At 41.3% G+C, this 25,392-nt stretch carries 21 protein-coding genes; 7 read left to right on the top strand and 14 right to left on the bottom strand.

All coding sequences use genetic code 11. The features are described from left to right. Positions 1 to 35 precede the first annotated feature (35 nt). The 6 genes from sufU to mecA form a co-directional block, all read right to left on the bottom strand. Complete coding sequence (gene sufU, locus NYE32_RS00865) at positions 36 to 467, bottom strand: Fe-S cluster assembly sulfur transfer protein SufU (RefSeq protein WP_070576230.1); 432 nt, start codon at positions 465 to 467, stop codon at positions 36 to 38. Next, the gene (locus NYE32_RS00860) at positions 454 to 1,686 is read right to left on the bottom strand and encodes a cysteine desulfurase (protein ID WP_339157048.1); all 1,233 of its coding nucleotides are present in this window, start codon (positions 1,684 to 1,686) and stop codon (positions 454 to 456) included. The genes sufU and NYE32_RS00860 overlap by 14 nt, the downstream gene beginning before the upstream one ends. A gap of 53 nt (positions 1,687 to 1,739) precedes the next feature. Continuing rightward, positions 1,740 to 3,002: a Fe-S cluster assembly protein SufD gene (gene sufD, locus NYE32_RS00855; protein WP_013989976.1), complete on the bottom strand. Its 1,263-nt coding sequence runs from the start codon at positions 3,000 to 3,002 to the stop codon at positions 1,740 to 1,742. Positions 3,003 to 3,038: 36 nt separating this feature from the next. Continuing rightward, complete coding sequence (gene sufC, locus NYE32_RS00850) at positions 3,039 to 3,809, bottom strand: Fe-S cluster assembly ATPase SufC (RefSeq protein ID WP_002883600.1); 771 nt, start codon at positions 3,807 to 3,809, stop codon at positions 3,039 to 3,041. A 161-nt stretch (positions 3,810 to 3,970) separates the two neighbouring features. Beyond that, entirely contained in the window at positions 3,971 to 5,128 is a 1,158-nt protein-coding gene (locus tag NYE32_RS00845) for an MraY family glycosyltransferase (RefSeq protein ID WP_037598909.1), read from the bottom strand. 3 nt (positions 5,129 to 5,131) lie between these two features. Next, entirely contained in the window at positions 5,132 to 5,881 is a 750-nt protein-coding gene (mecA, locus tag NYE32_RS00840) for an adaptor protein MecA (RefSeq protein ID WP_070576236.1), read from the bottom strand. A 206-nt stretch (positions 5,882 to 6,087) separates the two neighbouring features. On the opposite strand from mecA, the gene NYE32_RS00835 reads away from it, so the two are divergent. After that, on the top strand, positions 6,088 to 6,459 hold the full coding sequence (locus tag NYE32_RS00835; protein WP_060973232.1) for a DUF3021 family protein: 372 nt from the start codon (positions 6,088 to 6,090) through the stop codon (positions 6,457 to 6,459). Between the two features lie 59 nt (positions 6,460 to 6,518). On the opposite strand, the gene NYE32_RS00830 is transcribed toward NYE32_RS00835, so the two are convergent. After that, entirely contained in the window at positions 6,519 to 7,373 is an 855-nt protein-coding gene (locus NYE32_RS00830; RefSeq protein WP_002883622.1) for an undecaprenyl-diphosphate phosphatase, read from the bottom strand. 205 nt (positions 7,374 to 7,578) lie between these two features. Between NYE32_RS00830 and NYE32_RS00825 the strand changes: the two genes are divergently transcribed. After that, a complete protein-coding gene (locus NYE32_RS00825; protein WP_339157047.1) occupies positions 7,579 to 9,126 on the top strand; it encodes an ABC transporter substrate-binding protein/permease in 1,548 nt (515 codons plus the stop codon). Continuing rightward, positions 9,126 to 9,866, top strand: coding sequence for an amino acid ABC transporter ATP-binding protein (locus tag NYE32_RS00820; protein ID WP_002886432.1), 741 nt, complete (start codon positions 9,126 to 9,128; stop codon positions 9,864 to 9,866). Before NYE32_RS00825 ends, NYE32_RS00820 begins: the two co-directional genes overlap by 1 nt. 87 nt (positions 9,867 to 9,953) lie before the next feature. Here the strand turns inward: NYE32_RS00820 and NYE32_RS00815 are convergent, their stop codons facing one another. Continuing rightward, positions 9,954 to 12,521, bottom strand: coding sequence for an SEC10/PgrA surface exclusion domain-containing protein (locus NYE32_RS00815; protein ID WP_227071935.1), 2,568 nt, complete (start codon positions 12,519 to 12,521; stop codon positions 9,954 to 9,956). 298 nt (positions 12,522 to 12,819) lie between these two features. Between NYE32_RS00815 and NYE32_RS00810 the strand changes: the two genes are divergently transcribed. Beyond that, positions 12,820 to 13,410, top strand: coding sequence for a VanZ family protein (locus NYE32_RS00810; RefSeq protein WP_002889749.1), 591 nt, complete (start codon positions 12,820 to 12,822; stop codon positions 13,408 to 13,410). Positions 13,411 to 13,627: 217 nt separating this feature from the next. Here the strand turns inward: NYE32_RS00810 and rpsO are convergent, their stop codons facing one another. Both rpsO and NYE32_RS00800 read right to left on the bottom strand, forming a co-directional pair. Beyond that, complete coding sequence (rpsO, locus tag NYE32_RS00805; protein WP_008535715.1) at positions 13,628 to 13,897, bottom strand: 30S ribosomal protein S15; 270 nt, start codon at positions 13,895 to 13,897, stop codon at positions 13,628 to 13,630. Between the two features lie 141 nt (positions 13,898 to 14,038). After that, a complete protein-coding gene (locus tag NYE32_RS00800; protein WP_048673981.1) occupies positions 14,039 to 15,202 on the bottom strand; it encodes an MFS transporter in 1,164 nt (387 codons plus the stop codon). Positions 15,203 to 15,309: 107 nt separating this feature from the next. Here NYE32_RS00800 and NYE32_RS00795 point away from each other — a divergent pair, with 107 nt between their 5' ends. Both NYE32_RS00795 and def read left to right on the top strand, forming a co-directional pair. Further along, a complete protein-coding gene (locus NYE32_RS00795; RefSeq protein ID WP_002889746.1) occupies positions 15,310 to 15,948 on the top strand; it encodes a cyclic nucleotide-binding domain-containing protein in 639 nt (212 codons plus the stop codon). 93 nt (positions 15,949 to 16,041) lie between these two features. Further along, positions 16,042 to 16,656: a peptide deformylase gene (def, locus tag NYE32_RS00790; RefSeq protein WP_339157046.1), complete on the top strand. Its 615-nt coding sequence runs from the start codon at positions 16,042 to 16,044 to the stop codon at positions 16,654 to 16,656. A 125-nt stretch (positions 16,657 to 16,781) separates the two neighbouring features. On the opposite strand, the gene ilvA is transcribed toward def, so the two are convergent. The 4 genes from ilvA to NYE32_RS00770 form a co-directional block, all read right to left on the bottom strand. After that, on the bottom strand, positions 16,782 to 18,032 hold the full coding sequence (ilvA, locus tag NYE32_RS00785; protein WP_002889741.1) for a threonine ammonia-lyase IlvA: 1,251 nt from the start codon (positions 18,030 to 18,032) through the stop codon (positions 16,782 to 16,784). A gap of 109 nt (positions 18,033 to 18,141) precedes the next feature. Then, positions 18,142 to 21,687: a glycoside hydrolase family 66 protein gene (locus tag NYE32_RS00780; RefSeq protein ID WP_339157045.1), complete on the bottom strand. Its 3,546-nt coding sequence runs from the start codon at positions 21,685 to 21,687 to the stop codon at positions 18,142 to 18,144. Positions 21,688 to 22,068: 381 nt separating this feature from the next. Beyond that, a complete protein-coding gene (dtd, locus tag NYE32_RS00775; protein WP_339157044.1) occupies positions 22,069 to 22,512 on the bottom strand; it encodes a D-aminoacyl-tRNA deacylase in 444 nt (147 codons plus the stop codon). A gap of 12 nt (positions 22,513 to 22,524) precedes the next feature. Beyond that, on the bottom strand, positions 22,525 to 24,744 hold the full coding sequence (locus NYE32_RS00770) for a bifunctional (p)ppGpp synthetase/guanosine-3',5'-bis(diphosphate) 3'-pyrophosphohydrolase (protein ID WP_145517016.1): 2,220 nt from the start codon (positions 24,742 to 24,744) through the stop codon (positions 22,525 to 22,527). A gap of 167 nt (positions 24,745 to 24,911) precedes the next feature. Here NYE32_RS00770 and nrdI point away from each other — a divergent pair, with 167 nt between their 5' ends. After that, positions 24,912 to 25,370, top strand: coding sequence for a class Ib ribonucleoside-diphosphate reductase assembly flavoprotein NrdI (gene nrdI / locus NYE32_RS00765; protein WP_073949410.1), 459 nt, complete (start codon positions 24,912 to 24,914; stop codon positions 25,368 to 25,370). The last annotated feature ends 22 nt before the right edge of the window (positions 25,371 to 25,392 follow it).

Raw genomic sequence — 25,392 nt, 5'->3', positions numbered from 1 at the left:
GACTTGAGCAAGGAGGATAATTGCTCCATTGCTTCCTAGAGCTCACTTCTCTCTATAGCCTTTTTAAGGGCATTCCAAGAGAGTGTTGCACATTTGATACGTTGTGGAAATTTAGAAACCCCCGCCAAGAGCTTAGCCTCACCTAGCTTATCTTCATCTTCATGATTTCCTTGAATCATAAGAGAGAAAATCTCCGCTAGTTCCAAAGCCTCTGCCTTAGTTTTACCAATAACCGCATCCGTCATCATACTTGATGACGCTGTAGAAATGGTACAACCATCTCCAGCAAAGGCAATGTCTTCAATCACGTCACCATCAAATTTTACTGACAGATTGATAACATCTCCACAAGTCGGATTATTCAGTTGAAGTTGCTCCACATCAGGTAGAACACCATGATGGTGAGGGCTCTTAGAGTGATCGGCCACAACAGCCATATATAAACTATCTAGTCTAGAGAGTGCCATTGAAAAACTCCTTCGTCGCAAGAATTGCCTCTACAAGCTTGTCACAATCCTCTTTAGTATTGTAAATATAGAAGCTTGCTCGGGCAGCTGATGAGATACCTATATGATTGATTAAAGGCTGAGCACAGTGGTGACCTGCACGCACTGCTACTCCTTCATAGTCAAGGGCAGTCGCCACATCATGAGGATGAAGCCCATCAATGTTAAAGGCAATAACACCTGCGTGCTGGCTAGGATTATCTGGACCGTAGACTGTCAATCCCTCAATCTCATGAAGTTTAGGCAAAACATAGTCTACTAACTCCTGCTCGTAAGCATGAACATTTTCCATACCTAAAGCAGAGAGGTAGTCCACAGCAGCACCAAGAGCAATAGCCCCCGCAATGTTAGGTGTACCAGCCTCAAATTTCCAGGGCAATTCCTTCCAAGTGGCTTCTTGTTCATAAACAAAATCAATCATCTCACCACCGAATTCAATAGGATTCATCTGGTTAAGAATCTCTTCCTTGCCATAAAGAACCCCAATCCCTGTTGGACCTAACATCTTATGGCAAGAAAGGGTGAAGAAATCACAATCCAAATCCTGAACATCAATGGCCATGTGAGGCGCCGATTGGGCACCATCCACCACCATATAGGCACCAACTTGGTGGGCAAGCTTGGCAATTTCTTTGACAGGATTGATGCAGCCTAAAACGTTAGAGACCTGAGCTAGACTGACAAATTTTGTCTTTTCAGTAATCTTGTTGGCCAAATCTTCCATATCCAATTGGCCATCTTTCAAGTAGGCGTAAACAAGTTTAGCCCCTGTCTTCTTACAAGCTTCCTGCCAAGGAATGATATTCGAGTGGTGTTCCATAATTGAAATAACCACCTCATCTCCTGGCTCAAGAACCTGCTCTGCAAAACGACCAACCCAGTTAAGACCAGTTGTCGTTCCACGTGTAAAGAGGACCTCTTTGGTTGATTCAGCATTGATAAACTTACGAAGCTTTTCACGACTAGCTTCGTAAGCAGCTGTTGCACGCTCAGCCAAAGTGTGCACACCACGGTGAACATTGGCATTATCCTCATGATAGTAGGCCATGAGAGTGTCCAAAACTACTTGAGGCTTCTGAGTCGTTGCTGCATTATCCAAGTATACCAAAGGTTCATCATTAACTACCTGATCTAAAATGGCAAAATCTTGTCGAATCTTATAGGCATCTAAAGCTGACATCTTATCTCCCTATCTAGATATATCATAGGTTAGACTATCTGCGTCGATAGTTCCTAACGTTTGTTTAGTTTTGTATCAGTTACAGAAATCATTTCATCGCGCACTTCTTTAACTGGGATTTCAGTAATAACTGCTCCTAAGAAACCGCGAATAACCAAACGTTCTGCAGTGTCTTGATCAAGTCCACGACTCATAAGGTAATACATATCCTCTGGATCTACCTGACCGATTGAAGCAGCATGTCCTGCTGTAACTTCGTTTTCGTCAATCAAGAGGATTGGGTTGGCGTCTGAACGTGCCTTGTCAGAAAGCATAAGCACACGGCTTTCTTGTTGTGCATCAGCACCCTTAGCACCTTTGACAATGTGACCAATACCATTGAAAGTCAAAGTACCACGTTCCAAAATAACACCATGTTGTAGGATATGTCCCACAGAGTTGTTACCATAGTTCGTCACACGAGTATCAATCCCTTGAACCTGACGACCTGATGAAAGACCAATAACTTTAAGGTTGGCATGACTTCCATTGCCAATCAAGTCACTATCAAAGTCAGCAATAACATTGCCCTCGTTCATGATCCCGAGAGCCCAGTCAATGCTGGCATCACGACCGATACGACCTCGACGACTAATATAAGTTGTGACGTTTTCACCCAAACGGTCAATAGCCGCAAACTTGACTTGTGCACCGTCTTGAGCAATGACTTCAACTGAAATATTGGCACTAGCTTTTTCAGTCGCTTCACCTAGCGTTTCAAAGCGCTCAAGGTAAGTCAATTTACTGTTTTTACCAGCCACGATCAAAACGTGTTTGTTAAATGGAACATTTGAAGTTCCATCTTGGTAAAAATAGCTTTCAACTGGCAAGTCAACTTCAACATTATCTGGTACATAAAGGACTGCTGCACTATTGAAATAGGCATAGTTATAAGCTGCCAATTTGTCCTCGTCATAGGCTACAGCCTTACCAAAGAAGGCTTCAACGACTTCTGGGATTTCCTCAAGAGCAGTCGTAAGGTCTGTGAAGACCACACCTTGACTAATCAAGTCAGCTGGCAATTGTTCAAGTACAGTATTTGTTCCTACTTGGACCAATTTAGGGTTGTTTCCAAGCGCTGTAAAATCAGGCACATTTGCTGATGGTTCATTTTCAGTAATCGTTCCATCACCGAGATTCCAACGGTGGAATTTAACACGCTCAATTTTTGGAAGAGCCAAACTTTCAATCTTATCAAAGGCTGCTTGACGAAGGTCTTGCAACCAAAGTGGCTCTGCCTTTGCTTGTGAAAAAGCGATAATAGATTCTTTTGACATAGGTTACTCCTTTTCTAGTTATTTCGAGTAACAGACTTACGCTTCTTCGTGGTACTCGTAACCGAGCTCTTCAGCGATTTTCGCATAACCTTCTTGCTCAAGACGAGCAGCCAATTCAGGACCGCCTGAAAGAACCACTTTACCTTCCATCATTACATGTACGACATCTGGAGTGATGTAGTTCAAGAGACGTTGGTAGTGAGTGATAATCATAGCACCGAAGCCTTCGCCACGCATAGCGTTAACCCCTTTTGAAACCACTTTAAGGGCATCGATATCAAGACCTGAGTCAATCTCATCGAGAAGAGCAAACTTAGGTTCCAACATAAGCAATTGAAGAATTTCGTTACGTTTTTTCTCACCACCTGAGAAACCTTCATTAAGGTAACGCTCAGCCATTTCTTCACGCATACCAAGCAATTCCATCTTTTCATCCAATTTAGTGATGAAATCAAGAACAGAAATCTTTTCGTCATCTTCTTTACCAGCGTTCATAGCCGCACGGATGAACTCAGCGTTTGTGATCCCTGGGATTTCAGCTGGATATTGCATAGCAAGGAAAAGACCTAGGCGTGCACGTTCGTCAACTTCCAAGTCAAGGATGCTTTCACCATCAAAAAGGATGTCCCCTTCTGTGATTTCATAGTTTGGGTTACCCATGATAGCAGCTGAGAGGGTAGATTTACCAGTTCCGTTAGGACCCATGATAGCAGCAATCTCACCAGTTTTAAGAGTCAAATTAAGACCCTTCAAGATTTCTTTATCTTCAACAGAAACATGAAGATTTTTGATTTCAAGTACAGACATTGTATACTCCTTTTTCATATATACAGCGAGCACTTGCTCGCTAATTTGCATTATTTTTTTGAAAATAGTCTTGCTATTTTCTGGAAAATAAAAAGAGAACTTCCATTTTCCTTAATTAGAATCATTATAACAAAAAAGCCATAACTTGGCTTTTCAAATGTTTAATTTTTTCGCCCTTGCTTCCATTTTAACAGGGTTGCTTGGCGATAATCACTATTTCCGATAAATTTCAGGAGGTTGAAGAGAGGTGTTCGACCAACGCCCCAAATCTCAAGGCCTTCAATCAGAATTTCCATTCCCAGAAGTAAACTCAAGAGCAAGAGAATACCACCAAGACGGCTAGAAACATTTAACAAGAGGGCAATCAATGAAAAGAGGATAGCGATGGCATAGACCACTAGAACCGCTCCACGATGAGTAAAGCCCATAGCTAGGAGACGATGATGCAAATGCATCTTGTCAGCTTCCATAGCTGGGCGCCCTGACAACTTACGGCGGACAATAGCCACCACTGTGTCAACAATAGGCACTCCAAGGATAATAACAGGTGACAAAATAGCCACCGCTGTCGCATTTTTCAACCCTTGCAATGACAAGACACCAATCATAAAGCCAATAAAGAGCGCCCCTGTATCACCTAGATAGATAATCGCTGGATGATAATTGTAAGGGAAAAATCCCACAATGGCAGCCACCAAGACAAAGATAGTCATGGTCAAGAAAATATCAGTGTCATAGAGGAAGAAATAAGAAATCACCCCCATAGTCATAAGGGAAATGATAGAAACTCCTCCAACTAAGCCATCCAAACCATCAATCAGATTAATGGCATTGGTGATGGCCGCAATCCATAACACCGTTAAAATCAAGGTCAAGACCGGCCCAAAATGAATCATGGGACCACCAAATGGAATCTTAAAGCTATCAAATCGGAAGTCTGTAAAAGCCCAAACGATGACAGCTCCAATGACAATACCAAGCATCTTAGGTAGAGGCTTTAATTCCAAGATATCATCAATGAAGCCAGTCAGAGCTACGACAGATCCTCCTACAACAACCGGCAAGATGTACCTGATGTAGGAAACATGCCAGATATCCTTATGAATAATCATAGGCATAAAGACCAAGGTCGCTAGTACAAAGGCCAACAAAATAGCTAGACCACCAGCACTAGGCATTGGCTTTTTATTGATACGTCTTGCATTGGGATTGTCAACAGCTCCGACACGTAAGGCCAAAGAGCGTACCAAAGGAGTCGCCACAATGGCAATCAAAAAGGTCCCAATCAAAACGAATATATAGTTAATGGTCCAAGGCATGTCTTAGCTCCATTTCGTTGCTTGTAGTACCGGTAAGGCGTCCTCTTCCATCAAAATTGTTGCATGCTCTTGTAGGTAGGCACGTGTTCGGTCTGCCACATTCGCATATTCAAGAAAACGCGCATACATATTGTTCGCGTAATAATCAGGCTCATCAGCCAAGTAAAGAAGGATTGTCATATAGTAGACATTCCCAAGTTTATAAAGCTCAGAACCTTCAACAGGTACATTCTTCAAGCCTTGTGTAAAGGTCACTACTTGATCAAAGTCAGAGAAAGCCAAGACATAGTGGGTATAGTCTTCACGAATATTTTCTTCAGCCACTTCCTTGGTAGGCTCTGTCATAGCCTTATCAACTTCTTCCAAGGTCTTCTCAAGTTCTTCGAGCTTATGGTGTGCTTCGATATCCCCCTTGTCCATAAAGTTACCTTCAAGAGCCTTGAGGAACTCTTCTGGAGAAAGCCCTGAGTAGTCGTCCATATCTGACAAATCGTTGAAATCAAGGTCTTCCTTAAGATCTGATTTAGTCACAAAGACATCCACACGGTCCTTGCGTGGCGTGACACGGAAGCTCAGCATCCCGCTATTTTTAAAGTTATCAGGCAAGTCCAACTCATCCATGACAGTGTAGAAAAATTCCTCTGTTTTTTCCTGGGGAATCAAGAAATCTTTCAATTCCATACCATGTTCTTCAAGATCTTCCATGGTAATCATGATTTTTAGAGTTGTCTCGCTTATTTGTTTCATTTCCATATGTAAAAAACCTCGCACGAGTAGTTATTTCATTATACTAGAAAAGCCAAGAGATAGCAATTTCTGAGCAAGTTTGCGTCTTATTTAGGATAGGATTTCTAAAAACTTCTCAATGCTAACAAAACCTTGTATTTCCCCATTAATACCTGTCATCTCCCCCAGAAAGTTGTATAATAAAAGTGAACCTATACGTGGAGGTGATGACCATGACTGCCTACAAAAAAGGGTGGCTACGAGCTAGCATTGCTGGGGGAATAACGAGTTTATTGACGCTCCTTCTCTACTTGTCGGGGCAACCTCATCAAGTAAACAAATCTACCTTTCTTACGGGGCTAATTGTCGCCATCCTACTAGCAAGTGCTCCCATTTACGACGATAACCGTTTATCGCTCAAACAGCAATCACTGCTCCACTTCTCTATCATGTGTGTTACCATCCTTCCAATCCTCTGTTTGTCCGGATGGTATCCCTTGCATAATGTCGTGGACTTCTTGAAAATCCTAGCTAGCTTCTTAACTTGTGGACTAGTCCTATGGTTGCTGGCTTATCTCATCTTTGGAAAACTTATCCACAAATGATTTCAAAACCAGATAAAAAGGACTCCAATTGAAGTCCTTTTCAGTTTACTTAAAAGTAATTATCCAAAAATAAGTTTAACAGCTCCATAGAGAAGCACAATAATACCAAGCACGATACGGTATTTTCCGAAAACTGTAAAATCATGTTTCTTAATGTAATTCATCAAGAAGCGAATCACGAACAAGCTGACAACAAAGGCTGTCACACTAGCTACCAAGAGAATAGCTACTTGTCCACCTGTCAAAGTATTTCCGTCAATGAAGTACTTAACTGCCTTAAGGCCACTGTAACCAAACATGGTTGGAATACCAAGGAAGAAAGTGAAGTCAGCAGCTACGCTACGACTAGTACCAACGATGATACCCCCAAGAATAGTAGCACCTGAACGGCTTGTCCCTGGAATGATACTCAAGACTTGGAAAAGACCAATATAGAAAGCTGTCTTGTAAGACATACGTGCCAAATCCGTTACCTTAGGCTCTACACGTCGATTGCGGTCCTCAATCCAAATAAAGGCAATCCCGTAGACCACCAACATGATAGCTACTACAAAGAAATTACTGAGATGAGCCTCCATCCAGTCATCTAAAAGAAGCCCAAAGAAGGCTGAAGGAATACAGGCAATGACCACTTTAAGCCAAAGTTGCCAAGTCAACTGCACTTCACGTGCTGTCTTACCAGGTTGGAAGGGATTCAAGCGTTTAAAGTAGATGACCATAACCGCAAGAATAGCACCAAGTTGGATTACGATATTAAACATATCAATGAAATCTTTACTCTGTCTCAAATTCAAGAATTCATTAACCAAAATCAAGTGACCTGTAGATGAAATAGGTAGCCACTCTGTGATTCCTTCGACAATCCCAAGAAAGACTGCTTTTAGTAATTCAATAATAAATTGTGCCGTTTGCATAATTATCTCCGTTTTAAAATGCTAGCCTCATCACACCAAAAATGATTAAGGCTCCAAATCGTCCTTCCCATTATATCAAATTACAACTTGTATTTGAAGACAATCTTGATATAGAGATTGTTTTTCTAATCCCAGCTTATTGTCATTAGTCCTAATTTCCTGTAAAATAGTAAGGTATGACATTTTTATAGGAGACATTGTTTCAATGAAAAAAATTATTGTAGCCTGCTTTGCAGCGCTCCTCCTCGTTTTTGGTGGGGTATCAAGCGCTCAAGCAGACGAGTATCTCCGTGTCGGTATGGAGGCTGCCTATGCACCTTTCAACTGGACACAGGACGATGACTCAAACGGAGCCGTTCCAATCGAAGGTACTAAACAGTATGCCAACGGTTATGACGTGCAAATCGCTAAAAAAATTGCTCAAGCCCAAGGTAAGAAACCCTTAGTGGTCAAAACAGCTTGGACAGGTTTGATTCCTGCCCTCACTTCTGGCAAGATCGATATGATTATCGCAGGTATGAGTCCAACAGCTGAACGTCGTCAAGAAATTGACTTTTCAGATAGCTACTACCGAAGCGAACCTGTTATGGTTGTTAGCTCTGATGGTGATTATGCTAACGCTAAGAGTCTCAAAGACTTCAAGGATGCTAAAATCACAGCTCAACAAGGGGTTTATCTCTATAATTTGATTGACCAAATCCCAGACGTCAGCAAACAAACAGCTATGGGAGACTTCGGTGCTATGCGCCAAGCCCTTGCATCTGGTATCATCGATGGTTATGTTTCAGAGCGTCCTGAAGCCAAAACTGCCGAAGAAGCTAGCTCAAAATATAAGATGATTACGCTTAAAGATGGTGGTTTCCAGGTTTCAGACGATGACGTGTCCTTGGCCGTCGGTCTTCGTAAAGGAGACAGCCAGCAAATGGAACAAGTCAATAAGGTCCTTGCTGGAATCAGCCTAGAGGAACGTGTCAAACTGATGGATCACATCATTGACATCCAACCTGCAGATAAGACTGATGATGCTAAAAAAGGAAACTTCTTTAGTCAGATGAGCGCTATCATCGCTAAGAACTGGCCACAATTCTTACGTGGTACAGGAATTACCCTTCTTATCTCAATTATTGGTACAGTTGTGGGTACTTTCATCGGTCTTATGATTGGTGTTTACCGCACAGCTCCTAAAGCTGCTAATAAATTTGTAGCCTTGCTCCAAAAACTCTTCGGTTGGGTTCTTAATGTCTATATCGAAGTTTTCCGTGGTACGCCAATGATTGTACAATCTATGGTTATCTACTACGGTACTGCCCAGGCCTTTGGTATCAACATTGACCGTACCCTAGCAGCTGTCTTCATCGTTTCTATCAACACCGGAGCCTACATGAGTGAAATCGTTCGTGGTGGTATCTTCGCTGTAGATAAAGGACAATTTGAAGCTGCAACTGCTCTTGGATTTACCCATGGTCAAACCATGCGTAAGATTGTTCTTCCACAGGTTATCCGTAACATCTTGCCAGCTACTGGTAATGAGTTCGTTATCAATATCAAGGATACCTCTGTTTTGAACGTTATCTCTGTTGTGGAACTTTACTTCGCAGGTAACACTGTTGCAAGCCAAACTTATCAATACTTCCAAACATTCTTTGTTATCGCAGCAATCTACTTTGTCCTCACCTTCACAGTGACACGCATCTTGCGTTATGTAGAACGCCGTTTGGATCAAGATACTTACACACAAGGAGGGGTTCACTAATGACTGAGACGATTTTAGAAATTAAAAACCTCAAAAAATCATACGGAAAAAATGAAGTCCTCAAAGATATCTCCCTCAGCGTCAAAAAGGGTGAGGTTATCTCAATTATTGGTTCTTCAGGTTCAGGGAAATCAACCTTCCTTCGCTCTATTAACCTACTCGAGTCACCTTCAGGTGGTGAAATCCTCTATCATGGAGACAATGTCCTTGAAAAAGGTTACGACCTCACTACCTATCGTGAAAGACTCGGTATGGTTTTCCAATCTTTCAACCTCTTTGAAAACCTTAATGTTTTGGAAAATGCTATCGTAGCTCAAACAACCGTTCTCAAACGTGACCGTAAAGAAGCTGAGAGTATCGCCAAAGCTAACTTGGAGAAAGTTGGTATGGGGGAACAATACTGGAAAGCTAAACCAAAACAACTCTCAGGGGGACAAAAACAACGTGTAGCCATTGCCCGTGCCCTCTCTGTTGATCCAGAAGCCATCCTCTTTGACGAGCCAACTTCAGCCCTTGACCCAGAAATGGTAGGGGAAGTACTCAAGACTATGCAGGAGCTATCTGAAACTGGTTTGACCATGATTATCGTTACCCATGAAATGGAGTTCGCACGTGACGTTTCAGACCGTGTCATCTTCATGGATAAAGGGGTAATCGCTGAACAAGGTAGCCCAGAACAAATCTTTGAAAATCCTAAAGAAGAACGTACCAAGGAATTCCTCAAACGTTTCTTGGGTTAAAAACGAAAAAGTTAAGGTTTCGACCTTAACTTTTTTTAGATTCTCAAATATATAAAAAAACGGCAGTTGCCGTTTTTTTGTCTATGATTAGTTACGACGTGTACGTCTGTCAACAAAACCAAGGAAGGCCAATAGTGTCATAAAGAGACCTACAAGGCTGAATCCTACTGCAGTTGACTCACCTGTTTCTGGCAAGCTGTCTGCTTCTTGTACAGGAGCTTGTTTCTCAGCTTTTGTTTGACCATAATTTACAGGAACTTGAGCTACAGTTTGAGCTGCTTGTTCTTGTGTTGTGAAAGCAATAACTTTACCATCTACATCGTAAACAGGTACTGGTGTAAGACCTTTAGAGATGATGTTAGCATACTCTTTAGCCAATTGTGTTTGAAGCTCTTTGTCTGCCTTAGCTTTCATGTAGTTATCGAAGGCTGTTTGAACAGTTGTGTATTCGCTCGTTAATTTATCACGTTTAGCAGACAATTCAACAAGTTTCGCACGTTCAGTTGAAAGAGCCGCTTTCGCCGCAGTAAATTTAGCAAAGGCTGTTGCACGTTCTGCTTTAGCCTTAGCTAGGTTAGCTGAAGCATTTGTAAGAGCTGCTACACGGTTCTTAGCAGAAGCCAAAGCTTGGTTAGCTTGAGTCAATGCTACTTGTTTCTTAGCAGTATCTTGCTTAGCAGCGTTGTAAGCATTTGTCAAACGTTGCAAGGTCGCAGAACTTGTCGCAAGTTTATCTTTAGCTGTTTGAAGCTCTGCTTGTTTTTCATCAAGAGTTGCTTGAGCTTTGCTAAGGGCTGCTGCTTTTTCTTGTGCATTAGCATTAAGATTTTCAACTGCAGCATTAGCTTTTTCCAATTCTGATTTAGCAGTTGCAAGGGCTGCTTGTTTTTCAGAAAGGTTATTCTGAGCAGCTGCCAACTTGCTTGCAGTCGCTTTAAGAGCTGCAAGTTCTGATTGAGTATTCTTAAGTTTAAGAGTTGCTGACTCAGAAGCAGATTTCTTGCTAGCCAAATCACTTTGAGCTTGATCGTTAGCTTGTTTAGCAGCTTCATAAGCGGCTTTTGCAGCTGCTAGGTTTGCATTTGGAGATGGTTGAGATGAGTTACCTACATATGGGTTAGCAATCTTAGTTGTGTCAAAGCTACTATCAGAAGCGATAGAATTTTTATTGACATTGTTTACATGAACGTTAAAGGCACCGGCAACAACACTGATGTCTGTACCAATGTAGGCCTCACCACCATCTGCTGTAAGTCCAGAAATAGAACGAGCATGGTTCCACTCTTTACCATTAAACATGAAGTCAAGCATAGCTTCGTAGACATATTTCTTAATGTCGTTAAGTGTAAATGGTCCTGTCAACCCTTGCCATGTATTAAGGTTTTCACCAATACTTACACTATTAAATGACTTACCAGCACGGTCAAGGGCCGCACTATCATGTCGTTTATGGGTAATAGCTTCCCAACCCCAGTTATCTGCTACATAACCATCTGAAACACGATCAGCTGCAAGAACACTACCTTTTGAAACAGATGTTTGAGTTGTACCAAAGGCTGTACGAATTTGGTTAATCAAACTTGAAGCATACAATGACAAATCTGTAATTTGAGCTTCACTAAGATTATTCAAATCACTAATTTTAACATTTTTATCTGCTTCATTGTCTTGATAACTATTGTTACCACGATCACGTTTATTGACGTTCTTCAAGACTTGTTCAGCTTGAGCTATTTCTGCTGCTGTCGCTGTTTTAGACTCATGAATCTTAAGGGCATTAACATACTCTTGTGATACTGAGAATTTTTGACGAACATTAGCTGTTGAAGTTGTTGAAGATTCTGCTTTTTTCTTAGCTGCTTCAGCGGCTGCAAGAGCAGCTGCCTTTTCATTAGCTACTGTTTGAGCAGTCTCATAGGCTGCTTTAGCTTGGTTTGCTGCATTTTGGTCTACAGTCAATTGACCTTCTTTAGCTGAAATAGCAGTAGCTTTTTCTTTATCAGCTGCCTGAGCGGCTGCCAATTCTTCTTGAGCTTTTTTCTCAGCTACTGTTGCAGCGTCAAAAACTGATTGTGCTTTAGCTTGGTTAGAAGCTGCCTCAGAAGCGCTAGAACCATTAAGAGCTGCTTTAGCAGCATCTACTGATTTTTGAGCATTAGCAACTTCACTAGCTTTAGCATTGACATTAGCTTGATCTGTATTAACGACAGATTGCTGTTTGTCTGCTGCATCTTTGGCAGTTTTTTCTGCTGATTGAGCTGTTTCGACTGCTGACTTAGCTTCCTTAGCCGCATTTTCTGCAGTAGTTACTTGACCTTGAGCGGCAGCAATAGTTTCTGGGCTTGCTTCATCGGCTGCTGTTTGTGCCTTTTGCAAGTTAGCATCTGCTGTCGCTAGATTTGCTTGAGCCTGGTTGGCAACTGCTTCATGATTAGCAACTACTGACTCTTGTTGCGATACTGCTTGATTTGCAGCGCTGGCTTGTTCTCTAGCCGCTTCAACTTGGGCTTGAGTTGGGACAGCTTGTGTAGCTGTCGATGATACTGATGCTGTTGTTGAGGCTTGATCGTTTGTCGTTACCTCATCAGCTTTAGCAACTGTAGCAGAAACTGCAAGTGCTGCAATTCCAGCTGTCGCCAAAACCTTTTTATTCATAAGACGAACTCCTTTTTATGTTAAAAATTCACTACTATATAATAACATTTTAATAATCCTGAAACAAGATGCTGACTCCTAATTTTTAAAATTTAATTATTTTATAAGCTTTCATAGCCTGTTTACAAAAACCATTAAATTGTTAGTCAAAAGTAGAGTTGCTGTTTCAAAGTCCTTTTTTAGTCTTTGATTCTGCCTTATCCTTCCATTCTATCAAAACTTCGTTACAGTTTCTTAACTTTCTTTAAACGTTTTTTTGATATAATGTGTACTCATCATATGCAAATGGAGGAGCAAAGTGGCAAAAACATTAAAAACATTGAGTAACATCTTACTAGGAAGCCTATCACTGTGCTTGTCTTATTGGTTTTATAGGGGCCATCTCGAACAGTACGTTCATTACATCGCCCATTATGGCTCCTACTTCCAAGTCTTACTCAACCTAGTCATCATAGTCCTGCTTAGTTACTTTGTCTATGCTTTTTTGAAACTCCTTCTTACTAGACAGCTGAAAAAACAGACACTGCTCCTACTCTACTTCATTTACTTTCTTGCTCTCTTCTACCTACTTTTCTTGAAAAACATTGGTACCCAAGGTCTCTCACTTAATCCCCTTTCCTTCGCTCGGGAATTATACTGGGGGAGCCACTTCGTTCCCATCATGAACCTATTAATGTTCATTCCTCTGGGACTCCTCTTTTCTTCACGATTGAGTAATCTCCTACTTTGTCTCCTGACCCTTTTCACCGTCGAATCCATTCAGTACTTTGGACATTTGGGAGTCTTTGATTTAGGAGATATCGCCTTAAATATGCTAGGTATCCTTGTCGGAACTGCTATCCATCAACTCCCTCAATTTCAAACAGTTATCAAAAAGATTTTAAGATAGAGAAGCCTTCAGAATTAAATCTGGAGGTCTTTTACTGGCTCTATAGATCAATCATCATAAGAAATTTTAGATGAATACCGCAAAACTGCCCTCTGAATCTAGAGAGCTGTTTTGAACTCGGGCTAAAATCCTAGTGAAAAAGAAAAACTGCCCCATTATAGAGCAGTTCCATTTTCGTGTATTCAATTGAACAAGGCCTAAGCACTTGTATCTTGAATTAACGACGAAGTCCAAGTGAGCTGATCAACTCACGGTAGCGGTTAACATCTGTGCGACGAAGGTACGCCAACAAGTTACGACGGTGACCGATTTTTTTCATCAAACCACGGTAAGTAGCGTGGTCTTTTTTGTGTTGTTTAATGTGGTCGTTAAGGTGGTTGATTTCCCAAGTAAGGACAGCAACTTGAACCTCTACTGAACCAGTGTCACCTTCGTGACGTGCATATTGAGCAATGATTTCATTTTTTTTCTCTTTTGAGATTGCCATGTTTTTTCTCCTTTTTTTGCTCCATCCGAGTCTTAGGATTGGCTCTCCTAAAACCAAGAAAGAGTTGGTTTGTCTTTACGACCTCTCTATTTTAGCTCATCTACTAATCTTTGTCAATCACAAGATTCACTGTTTAGATTTCTACATCTTAGACTTTTTTGTCATTCTTGATTTCATCAAAAAACCAAGGAAAAGTAGGAAACTTACTATAGCATAGGCTAGGAAAATCCAACTAAAACTTGGAGATACAAGTGCCAATAATTTCAAAACATAAGGAGAGAGGGCAGACCCTAGGTTACACCCCAAGAGGACATAGGCTGTCGCTTTGTTCAACAGATTTCTAGCAATACGCTCAGAAAGTTGGTTAAAGATAATTGTCAAAACAGTACTATAGAAGAAACCAACACCAACTGAGGATAAAATCAAAATCGGTAAGTTACTAGCCACTGACATCCCAAAGAGACAAACCGCCAATAAAAACATCACTATATGCAAAAGATGATTCTTAAAATATCCTATAAGAGAAGCGAAACTTAGTCCAGCTACAATTCCAATTCCCTGCTCTAAACTAAGTACTAAAGCTGATTGCCCACTCGCAATGGTCTTACCAGCAACCTGAAATAGAGGCACGCGCAAACTAATCGAAGAATTAATACAGATGACAAATCCTGCTAAAAGGGCCATGCCAAGGATCATACTAAGGTCTTTTTTGTTTAGACCTTGTTTACTTTTTGTAATCTGCTTCCTCTCCACCTGATCCATCGTTGGCACAAAAAGGAGGTACATGGTCAGAATCACAAAACCAAGACCATAAATAAGAAAGGCAAAGGTCCAATGGATTTTCAATAGTTGACCAACCAAAAGAGAACACGAAGCTCCACCAATCAACTCCATGGAGCCACGAATACCTAACATCTGAACCCGTTCTTTACCTTGAAAACGTTGACTGATGATGGCAATCGCCTTAGCATTGATAAGGCCGATCCCCATCCCAAAAGCAATACGTGACAGTAAGACAAGAGGATAGGCTTGTACAAAAAAAGGAAAAATCCCAGCACTACTAAGTAAAAGCAATCCAGTCACAATTAGCTGTCTATCACTTAGCCATTTGTCAATAAATGAATTAAGTAAGAGCATCGCTACTACGGAAAATGAAGGGACAGATACTAAAAGCTCCACTTGCGCGGCAGAAAAGGTTGGGCTATAGTAGTCCAACATAGGTGGTAGCGCTGTTGAAATCGAAAAGGCCGAAATCAAGAGCAAGGATAGCCCAAGTAGGCTCATTTTTTCTAAAATTCGTGTCATAATATAGGGATTAGAACATCCTTTCCTTACTTGTCTGATAGTTATTTTTTCATTATAATCTAAGGAGACTTTAAAAAATAGGACCTAGGTCCTAAAAAAGGAGATGTATGCGTAATCATGACATAAGACCTCAACTTGATCAGGTCTTTCCACCCCCCTACCTCGACCAATTACAGAAAGTCACCTTTCAAAAGAATGATTATATTTGTACCCAAGGAAAAGCTATCACAGAGCTAACCTACATTTTGTCAGGAAAGGTAAAAATTGTGCGTTCTCTCTTCAATGGTAAAGAACATATCCTAGAAATGCTTAACCAACCACAAATATTTGGAGATGTAGAACTCATGACCAATCAACCAGCAGGGTCATCAGTCATTGCTTTAGAAGAGGTTCAAGCAGTTCAGCTCCCTTTAAATAATAAAGAAGAGCTCCTCAAAGATCCCGTTTTTCTCTATCAAATTGGGCATAACCTAGCCATGGCACTGCATAAACAGGGTATTACTGCCTCAACAAATGCAAGCTACTCTGTCAAAGAGCGTCTGGCTACTCATATGTTGAGTATTGAGGAAGAAGGTGTTTTTCAACTATCACCATCTATCCTAGCTGCCAGTTTTGGGACTAGCTATCGCCATGTGCAACGAGTCATCAAACAATTTATCGATCAAGGAATTATTGAAAAAGAAGCTTTTAAGACCTATCGTATTTTACAACGACAAACCTTGGAAAAACTGGCTTTTATCGATTAGAAAAAGCTTCACTTTAACCCTTGATGGTTTAATTTTCAACCCTTTTGTGCTATAGTTATAAACAAGTAAATCAAAGAAAATAGAGGTAAACAAATGGACGCTCAAACCAAAATTATCCGCGCCAGCCATATGATTGATATGAATGATATCATTCGCGAAGGAAACCCAACCTTGCGTGCTGTCGCTGAAGATGTAACCTTCCCACTATCAGACGAAGACATTATCCTAGGTGAAAAAATGATGCAGTTTCTTCGTAATTCACAAGATCCTGTTATTGCTGAAAAAATGGGGCTTCGTGGGGGAGTCGGTCTTGCAGCCCCACAATTGGATATTTCAAAACGCATTATCGCGGTTCTCGTTCCAAACCCTGAAGACGCTGAAGGTAATCCACCAAAAGAAGCCTATAGCCTTCAAGAAATCATGTACAACCCTAAAGTAGTTGCCCATTCTGTTCAGGATGCTGCTTTGGGTGATGGAGAAGGATGCCTCTCAGTCGACCGCGACGTTCCTGGTTATGTGGTTCGTCATGCTCGAGTAACTATTGAGTACTACAACAAAGAGGGCGAAAAGCAACGTGTTAAGCTCCGTGGGTACAACTCAATTGTTGTTCAACATGAAATCGACCATACTAACGGTATCATGTTCTACGACCGCATCAATAAAGACAATCCATTCGCCATTAAAGATGGACTCTTGATTATCGAATAAAGAAAGCCTCAGTATTGCTACTGAGGTTTTAAGTTGAAGATAAGGCCTTAGTGCCTCCGTATAGCTGAGTTAAAGTAGAAAAGAACCGACTTTGTCAGTTCTTTTTTCATTATGTAAACCTGTCCTCAGACAAGCATATTGTAAAGTGTTTCGTTACCGTGAAGGTTGATATAACTTGGGTCAAAGGCTGAAAGACGCTCGAGAAGTCCATCATAATCGTCCTTATCACTAAGAGCGATACCAATGAGAACTGGACCTTTTCCTTTATTAGCACGTTTGATGTACTCAAAACGAGTGATATCATCATTTGGTCCCAAGATATCATTTACAAATTCACGAAGGGCACCAGGACGTTGTGGGAAGTTAACCACAAAGTAATGCTTGATGCCATCGTAGATAAGCGCACGTTCTTCCATCTCTGGCATACGGTTGATATCATTGTTACCACCTGAAATGATGCAGACGATGGTTTTTCCTTTAATCTCATCTTTAATCACTTCCAAAGCTGCTACTGATGCTGCACCTGCGGGTTCTGCAATGGTACCAACCTTAGAGTACATATCAATTAGGGTTTCTGAAATCAAGCCTTCATCAACTCCCAAGAGACGGTCAACATATTTACGTGCAACTTCATAGGTCTTGACACCTACCTTTTGAACAGCAATCCCATCCGCAAACTTATCAATTTCTTCGAGTTTTATAGGATAACCACGGTCAAAGGCAGCACGCATACTACGAGCACCACTAGCCTCAACACCAATAACTTCCATAGATGGTGCCACATCCTTGATATAAGTAGCCACACCAGAGATAAGGCCTCCACCACCTACTGGAACCAAGATACTATCGAAGGAAACACCCTCCTCTTGAGCCTGCTCATAAATTTCATAAGCAACTGTTCCTTGACCCGCTTGGACATTATAATCGTCGAATGGATCAATGAAAGTCATGCCTTCAGACTTGGTATATTCCTGTGCTGCTTGAGCAGAAGCATCAAAGGTATCTCCCACCAATTTGATTGTTACAAACTTGCCACCAAAGAAACGGACCTGACCAATTTTTTGGAGAGGCGTTGTTACTGGCATAAAGATGGTTGCCGGAATCCTCATCTCGTTACAAGTGTAAGCAACCCCTTGAGCATGGTTGCCGGCTGATGCACAAACCACACCACGCGCCTTATCCTCGTCACTCAATTGATGAATAGCATAGTAGGCTCCTCGCAATTTGAAAGAGCGTACCTTTTGCATATTTTCTTTTTTAATATAAATGGTCGCCCCGTATTTTTCAGATAAGTAGCGATCAAAATCTAGTGGTGTGCGTTCCACCACGTTTTTTAAGACTTCATTAGCCTTTACGATATCATTTGCAGTAATCATTGGCTCTCCTTTGACACAATATTCAAACTATTTCTATTGTATCACAATTTTCAGAAAAATAGCAGCCAGTATAAAGAAAACTCCTTGTTTACACAAAGAGTTCTACTTATTATTTATCAACTTTTTTCGACATCAAGAAGTTACGAAGAGCTGCAAGGGTTGCCGCACCTGCAAGGACAATAGCTGTAAGGATAGCTACAGCATGTTCTCCCCACTTGTGAGATTTTGCTGTTTTAGCAATTGTAGCCTTAAGATCTTCAGTTGTCCCTTTTTCACCTGCTTGCGTCGTTGTCTTACTTGCAAGGTTAAGATCTTGACTACCACTGTAAGTGTTATCTGACGAAGCTGTATTGACAAGGTCTTGACGGCTACTGCGAGTATAGCTAACATTTGTTGTAATGCTATCAATCATCTCAACAATATTTCTGATTGTAGTTGCATCGTACAAGCCACCCTCAGTATCTTTCAAGATTGATACTGCTAATTTTTCAATAGAAGCTTCTGAAGAAGTTGCTACCATAGAGTAAGATTCTGAGCTTGCTGTTTCTGAATATCTTGCATAATTGCTAAAGAGTGACGCTGCTTCTGTAATCGTTTCAGAAGTACCTGGTAAGTTTTCTGAGACGCGAGGAGCTGCAGAGAGTCTATTCCAACTATTGATGTTTTCTGATAGTCCATCAAGGATGACTTCCTCAGACGTGCTCACTGTTTCTGAAATTGCCGAAGTCACTTCTGAAGTGCTCACTTGACTTTCTGATTCTGTCAATGAAACAGCTGGTTCTTTAACTACTTCTGATTCTAAAACGACTGTGCTGATTGAATTCTCTGATTCAGATGCTGAAGTCTCTGAAGTTGATGCTTCTGAGCTAATTTCAGTTTCTGAGACCTTCGATGACACTGTTGTGCTTTCTGATACTTCTGATGAGGCTGTTGAGTCAGCTGTGCTTGTGGCCTTTGAAGCTGGTGTAGTGATTGAATCTGACGCTACTGCACCTTGATCCGTATTAGATACTGAGTTGTCATCTTTCTTATCATGTGCGGTCTCTGATACAGCTATTGCCACTGGAACAGCTGCTGAGTTTACTAACTCGTCAACTGTTGGTGCTGGTTTAGTTATTTCATCTAGTTTAGGAGCTTCAACAGATGGTTTCGTATCAGTTGGAGCCTCTGAACCTTTGTTTACTGTTGTATTTTCGGATTTAGCTGTTTCTGAGCTTACTTCAGATGTTACGGTATTGTCTGCTTTCTTACCAGCTTGGTTAGTAACTGGTTTCAAGATAACTGGTTCTACCGGTGTTTCTGTTGTGTCTTCCTTGATATAGAGCATGTTCCAAAGCGTTAGTTTAGGAACTGAAATGACAAGTACTGGTTGACCATTTTCATCTGTTTCAAGGCTTGCTTGTGCCTTCTTCATGCTTGAAGTTGCCCAATCATCTGGTGACGTCACATAGACTTGATCAGCAATTTTAGCTGCTTCTTGGGCTGTTTTACCTGCTAGACTAAGACGAACTGTGAGATTTTCTTGAGCGTCCGGTGTTTTATTATCCGCATAACCCTCTTCATTATGCCAGCCCGCATTGATGCCCATCATGTTAATCATTTGAACAGTTGAGAAACCTTTTCCTGATTTAGCAAATGTCCAAACTTGATCTCCTGTCACACCTAGAGCATCCTTAGAAAGGATTTCACCAGCAGCATTCATGGTAGATACAACCTGAGTGCTGTTAGTCACACCCTCACCACGGAGAAGATTTTCATAAGCAGTGATAAACTGTTGGTAATTGTAAAGCTTACGAATAGTGTTCTTAGCCACACTGAGGTATTGAGTTGGGTAATAAGCACTTTGAAGGACGTTTAGGGCTGCATTAGCATTGGCAAGGGCTGCAATGGACATGTGATAGCCACCGGCTGCAGCTACTGTCGCATCTACGAGAAGAGTCGCGTCAGCTTGCAATGGCTTACCTGCAAGAGCATCTTTACCAGCACCGTTAGTTGCTTTTCCGCCAGGAACAGTATAATCAATACCTGGTTCTTCCATGTAGGCACCAACGATAAGTGATTTACCAGTTTTATTGCGCACCATATCGATACGTGCTTTCAAATCACCATAGGCAACCTGCATACGTCCTGGAATAACTGAACCACCGTTTGTCCAGAGCTCATTATAAACAACATCTTGACGTGCCTTGGCTAATTTATCATCATTACCACCATTGACCTCATTGATTGTGATGTAGTACTTTTCACCAATGAGGTCTTTCATAGCATTAATAAATGACGCATATGAATCAGACATCATGTGTGAGTCAGCCTCGTCTGAGCTGTTACGGTGCTTATAATCAGTCACACGGTTGTCACCAATTGTATCACCTTGCCAACCATCGAAGCCCATACGATCCATAGCTGATTTCATGACACCCGCAATGTATTTTTGCCAATCTGGATTAGCCGGATTATAGTAAACTTGAGTTGGGTTATCACCGATAGTGTAAGTCATCGGCTCACCCTTCTTACCAAAGCTATCGTAGAAGTTATAAGCCAAAGCAGCAAGTGGAAGGGCTGGATTCTTTGGATTTGAATCTGCTGAAATCATGTTATAAAGCATGGCAACAGCACCTGACTTATGAACTTGGTCAACCAATTCTTTAACAGCCTTAGTGTCAACCTGAGTATGACTCCAGGTATTCCATTTCTGAATAAAGCTATCAACACCCTCTGGGAAAGGATCTGTAGCTTCACTATAAGCATCATAGAAGAAATATGAGTTGATATTCATAGACTTCATGAGCTCAAGCTCTTTACGGTAGGCTTCAAGATTTTTAACAAGAATACTGTTTTGATCCGTTGGCGAACCTGCTACGATACCGTAACGTGGGAAAACTGTCCAATCATCTTCAACAGACAAGCCAGCACGCTTGCTTGAAAAAGTACTACCTGATTTATCGTTGACACTGATTGTCACCAAGTAACCTGTATTGTTTGTCAACCACTCTGACGCTACTGTCAAGTTTGAAACCTTAGCTGAGGTTCCTGCCACTAGCGTAAGGTCAACGTTATCTTGACCGATGATTTCTGAAGCATATTGAAGTGTCAAGTTGACAGTCATCGTCTTAGTTTCTGCTGTTGGATTAGACACAACAACAGAATAGTTAATATCACCATCTGTCTTGCTATAAGCAGCTTTTGTTGTTTCTGGATCTGTCAAGTAAGCATCACCATTTAAGTTTTGCTCTATCACTTCTGTAACTGGTGTCACTTGAGCAGTTGAATAGCGTCCTACTTCAGTAGCATTATCAGATGATGATGTGATGGTTTCCACAGCAGCTGACTCAGGAGCTAGTGCTTCACTGGCTACAAGCATTTCTGAGCTAGCACTCTCTGCTGGCACAGCTTGTGAAAAGATTGTAGAAGCTGTTGCTGTTGTTGCAGTATCTGTCGCAACAGCGGTAGATGATGGACCTACTTCTGTTGTCGCAACTGGAGCAACTGCCTCCGTTGGTACCACCACCAAGTTATCTGCTTCAGTTGTAATGACTGGTTTTGTTGCTTCTGAACTGACCATGCTATCTGCCTTGGTGACCTGATTCATCCCTAGGACACCGCCGGCTACAAACAAACCTGATAATAATTTAGTTGACGCTACTTTCTTTGACATCTCTCTATCCCTCTAAAAAAGTTTAAATCACCTCGGCGTTTCAAATTATCACTATTTGTATTTGCATGCTGTAAACTCGAGTTATTTTTTAGTTTCATAAAAATCGCTTGGTGTTTCTTATGAAACTAATGTTAACTTAATCTTTTTTGTAAGACAAGGGAATTTCCGGCAATCCTCGTAAACGGTAATTTTTTCATCATGAATGGTCAGATTTTTTCAGAAATTTGAGAAAAATATTTTCTAATTTCATTAAATATTCACTTGGTTAAGCCTACTTAAAATAACAAAAATAAATCCCAAATAATGAAAATCGATCACCTAAATTGCCCATACGATGAGAGTAAAAAAACCACCTCTCACACAAGGCGAGAAATGGTTTGTTTATCGATTTTTAGTATCTAAAATAATGGTCACAGGGCCGTCATTAACCAGACTAACCTGCATATCTGCACCAAAGCGTCCTCTTTCTACAGGAACATGTGTTGACAAGGATTGATTGAAATCGTCATAGAGCTGGCTAGCCATGTCAGGCTTTGCAGCACCTGTAAATGCTGGTCGATTCCCTTTTTTCGTATCTGCAAAAAGCGTAAACTGAGAAATCGACAAAATCTGGCCATCAATATCCTTAACAGAAAGATTCATCTTACCATCTTCATCTGAAAAAATACGCATATTGACAATCTTACGAACTGCATACTCTAGGTCCTCTTTGGTATCCTCTGGACCAACTCCGACCAAGAGTAAGAGCCCCTGTTTAATAGCACCAACCGTAGAATCCTCAATAACCACAGAGGCACTTTGCACGCGCTGAATCACAATCTTCATCGCAATAACTCCTTAACCATTTGTACGTTTAACACTGTAAACATCAGGGATAATTTTAATCTTATCCACCAGACCAGTCAATTCAATAAGGTTTGCAATTTCAAAGCTAACGTGAATATTGGCAAACTTCATGTCCTTAGTCGGTTGCGCATTGACCGTAGCGATGCTCTTGGTCGTATTTGACAAGATTTGAAGAACATCATTCAACAGACCAGAACGGTTAAGGCCATAGATGTCAATCTCAGCCAAATAAGATTTATTAGCATTACGTTCATCCCACTCCACTTCGATTAAACGTTGCTCATAACCTTCTTGACTCTTGATATTATTACAATCTGAACGGTGAATAGCAATTCCACGGCCCTTGGTGATGTAACCTTCAATCTCATCTCCAGGTACTGGGTTACAGCACTTAGCGATACGCATGAGGAGACCAGAGGCACCTTGAATGATGACACCATTTTCACTCTTAACCTTAAGAACTTCTTTCTTCTCAGTCTTAACTTCGCCACCGTTCATTAGCTCTTCAGCTTCAGCTTTTGCCTTAGCACGCTCTTCCTCACGGCGTTCTTTTTCTGTCAGACGATTGAAAACAGCAGCAGCACTAATTTCGCCAAAGCCAACAGCGGCATAGAGAGCTTCTTCACTACGCACACTCATACGAGGGAGAATTTCCTCAATATGTTTCTTGTCTAGGTACTTATTGGCAATATAGCCATGCTCTTGGAAGTAGGCAATCAAAAGCTCACGACCTTTGGTGATAGAAGCTTCCTTGTCCTGATTCTTAAAGAATTGTCGAATTTTATTTCTGGCCTTAGTTGTCTTGACCATCTTAATCCAGTCACGACTAGGACCAAAAGAATTGGCATTAGTGACAATCTCAACCACATCACCTGTCTTAAGTTTGGCAGTCAAGGGAACCATACGGCCATTAACCTTAGCACCTGTAGCCTTCTCTCCAACTTGGGTATGGATAGCATAGGCAAAGTCAATAGGTCCTGAATCTTTAGGTAATTCCTGAACAGCACCATTTGGCGTAAAAACATAAATACGCTCTGAGAAGATATCCTCTTTAACAGAGTCTACAAATCCCATAGCATCACCATTTGAGGCATCTTGAAGTTCAACAAGATCTTTAATCCAGTTCATTCCCAAAGCGGACTCTTTTGAATCTACCTTGCCCTTGATCCCTTTCTTGTAAGCCCAGTGAGCTGCAACCCCGTATTCGGCAACTTGGTGCATTTCCTTGGTACGGATTTGGATTTCAATAGGTCCTTTTGGTCCATAAACCGTTGTATGGATAGACTGGTAACCATTGGATTTAGGATTGGCAATATAGTCTTTGAAACGGCCAGGCATCGGACGCCAGAGCTCATGAATATATCCCAACATGGCATAAACATCACTGTGCGTCTCCATGACACAACGGATGGCAATCAAATCATAAATTTGATCGAAGCGCTTTTTCTTGTCGCGCATCTTACGATAAATAGAGTAGATATGCTTTGGACGACCATAAACATCACCAACAAGTCCTTGTTCAGCTGTGTAGGTCTTAATTTTATCGACAATCTCGTCCACAAGTGCCTCACGCTCACGACGTTTTTCCTTCATCATGTGAGAAATCTTGTAGAATTCCACCTCATTAAGGTAACGGAAGGACATATCTTCCAATTCCCATTTGATACGACTGATACCCAGACGGTGAGCCAAAGGAGCATAGATTTCCATGGTTTCACGAGAAATGCGCTCTTGCTTATCCTTACGAAGATGCTTTAGGGTACGCATATTGTGTAAACGGTCGGCCAATTTAACCAAGATGACACGGATATCCTTAGACATGGCCATAAGCATCTTACGGTGGTTTTCAGCCAACTGCTCCTCGTGGGACTTGTACTCAACCTTACCAAGCTTAGTAACACCGTCTACGATATTTCGTACATCCGTACCAAAATCCGTTTCCAAATCATCGAGCGTTTTTTCGGTGTCTTCAACGACATCGTGTAAGAAACCACAGGCTACTGTCACTGCATCAAGATGAAGGTCTGCCAGGATACCTGCCACTTGAATAGGGTGAATAATATAAGGTTCTCCTGACTGACGAGATTGCCCACTATGAGCATCTGTCGCATAATGCCAGGCTTTTTCAACTAATTTCAAATCATCTGCTGACATGTAGGCCGAGCAAATGTCTAAAATTTCTTCTCCTGTTACATTTTTATCTTTAGCCATGATTTCTTCCTTCGCTTCTTTTAATAACCTTTATTTTATCACTTTTACAAGTAAAGAAAAAGAGCTAGTTAGGCAATTATTAACTGCAAGGAGCCAACTTGAAAAGCACAACATCTTGTGTTAGAATGATTGAGCAAACACAAGATATAGATAGAAAGAGGACGCTTATGTCTCAACTTACCCTCGTTTATATTAGTCTAAGTGGCAATACCCAAAGCTTTGTCAAACGTATGTCTGACTACCTATCCCTCAACCACGGGATTGAATGTCGCCAAATCAATATTAAAGAGCTTAATCATGAAACCTTCCAAGTAGATGAACCCTTTGTCGCACTCTTGCCAACCTACCTTGAAGGTGGAAATGGCGTGGACAATGGAGATGTCGAAATCCTAACCAATCCACTGGGTGACTTTATCGCAGCCCATGATAACCACAAACGTTGCTTTGGTATCATCGGTTCTGGTAACCGTAACTTCAATAACCAGTACTGCCTAACTGCCAAACAGTACAGTCAACGTTTTGGCTTCCCAATGTTGGGAGACTTTGAGCTTCGTGGCACACAGTCTGATATCGAACGTCTGGCACCTATTATTCTAGAAGCACAAAAGAACTTTAACCAACTCTAAAACTACAGCAAAAAAGCCCTAA

Origin of the sequence: Streptococcus sp. FSL R7-0248 (assembly GCF_037967965.1) — a bacterium.
Classification (GTDB): Bacteria; Bacillota; Bacilli; order Lactobacillales; family Streptococcaceae; genus Streptococcus.
Note: the sequence above shows the minus strand (reverse complement) of the source record. Positions and strands in the feature narration are given on the sequence as shown.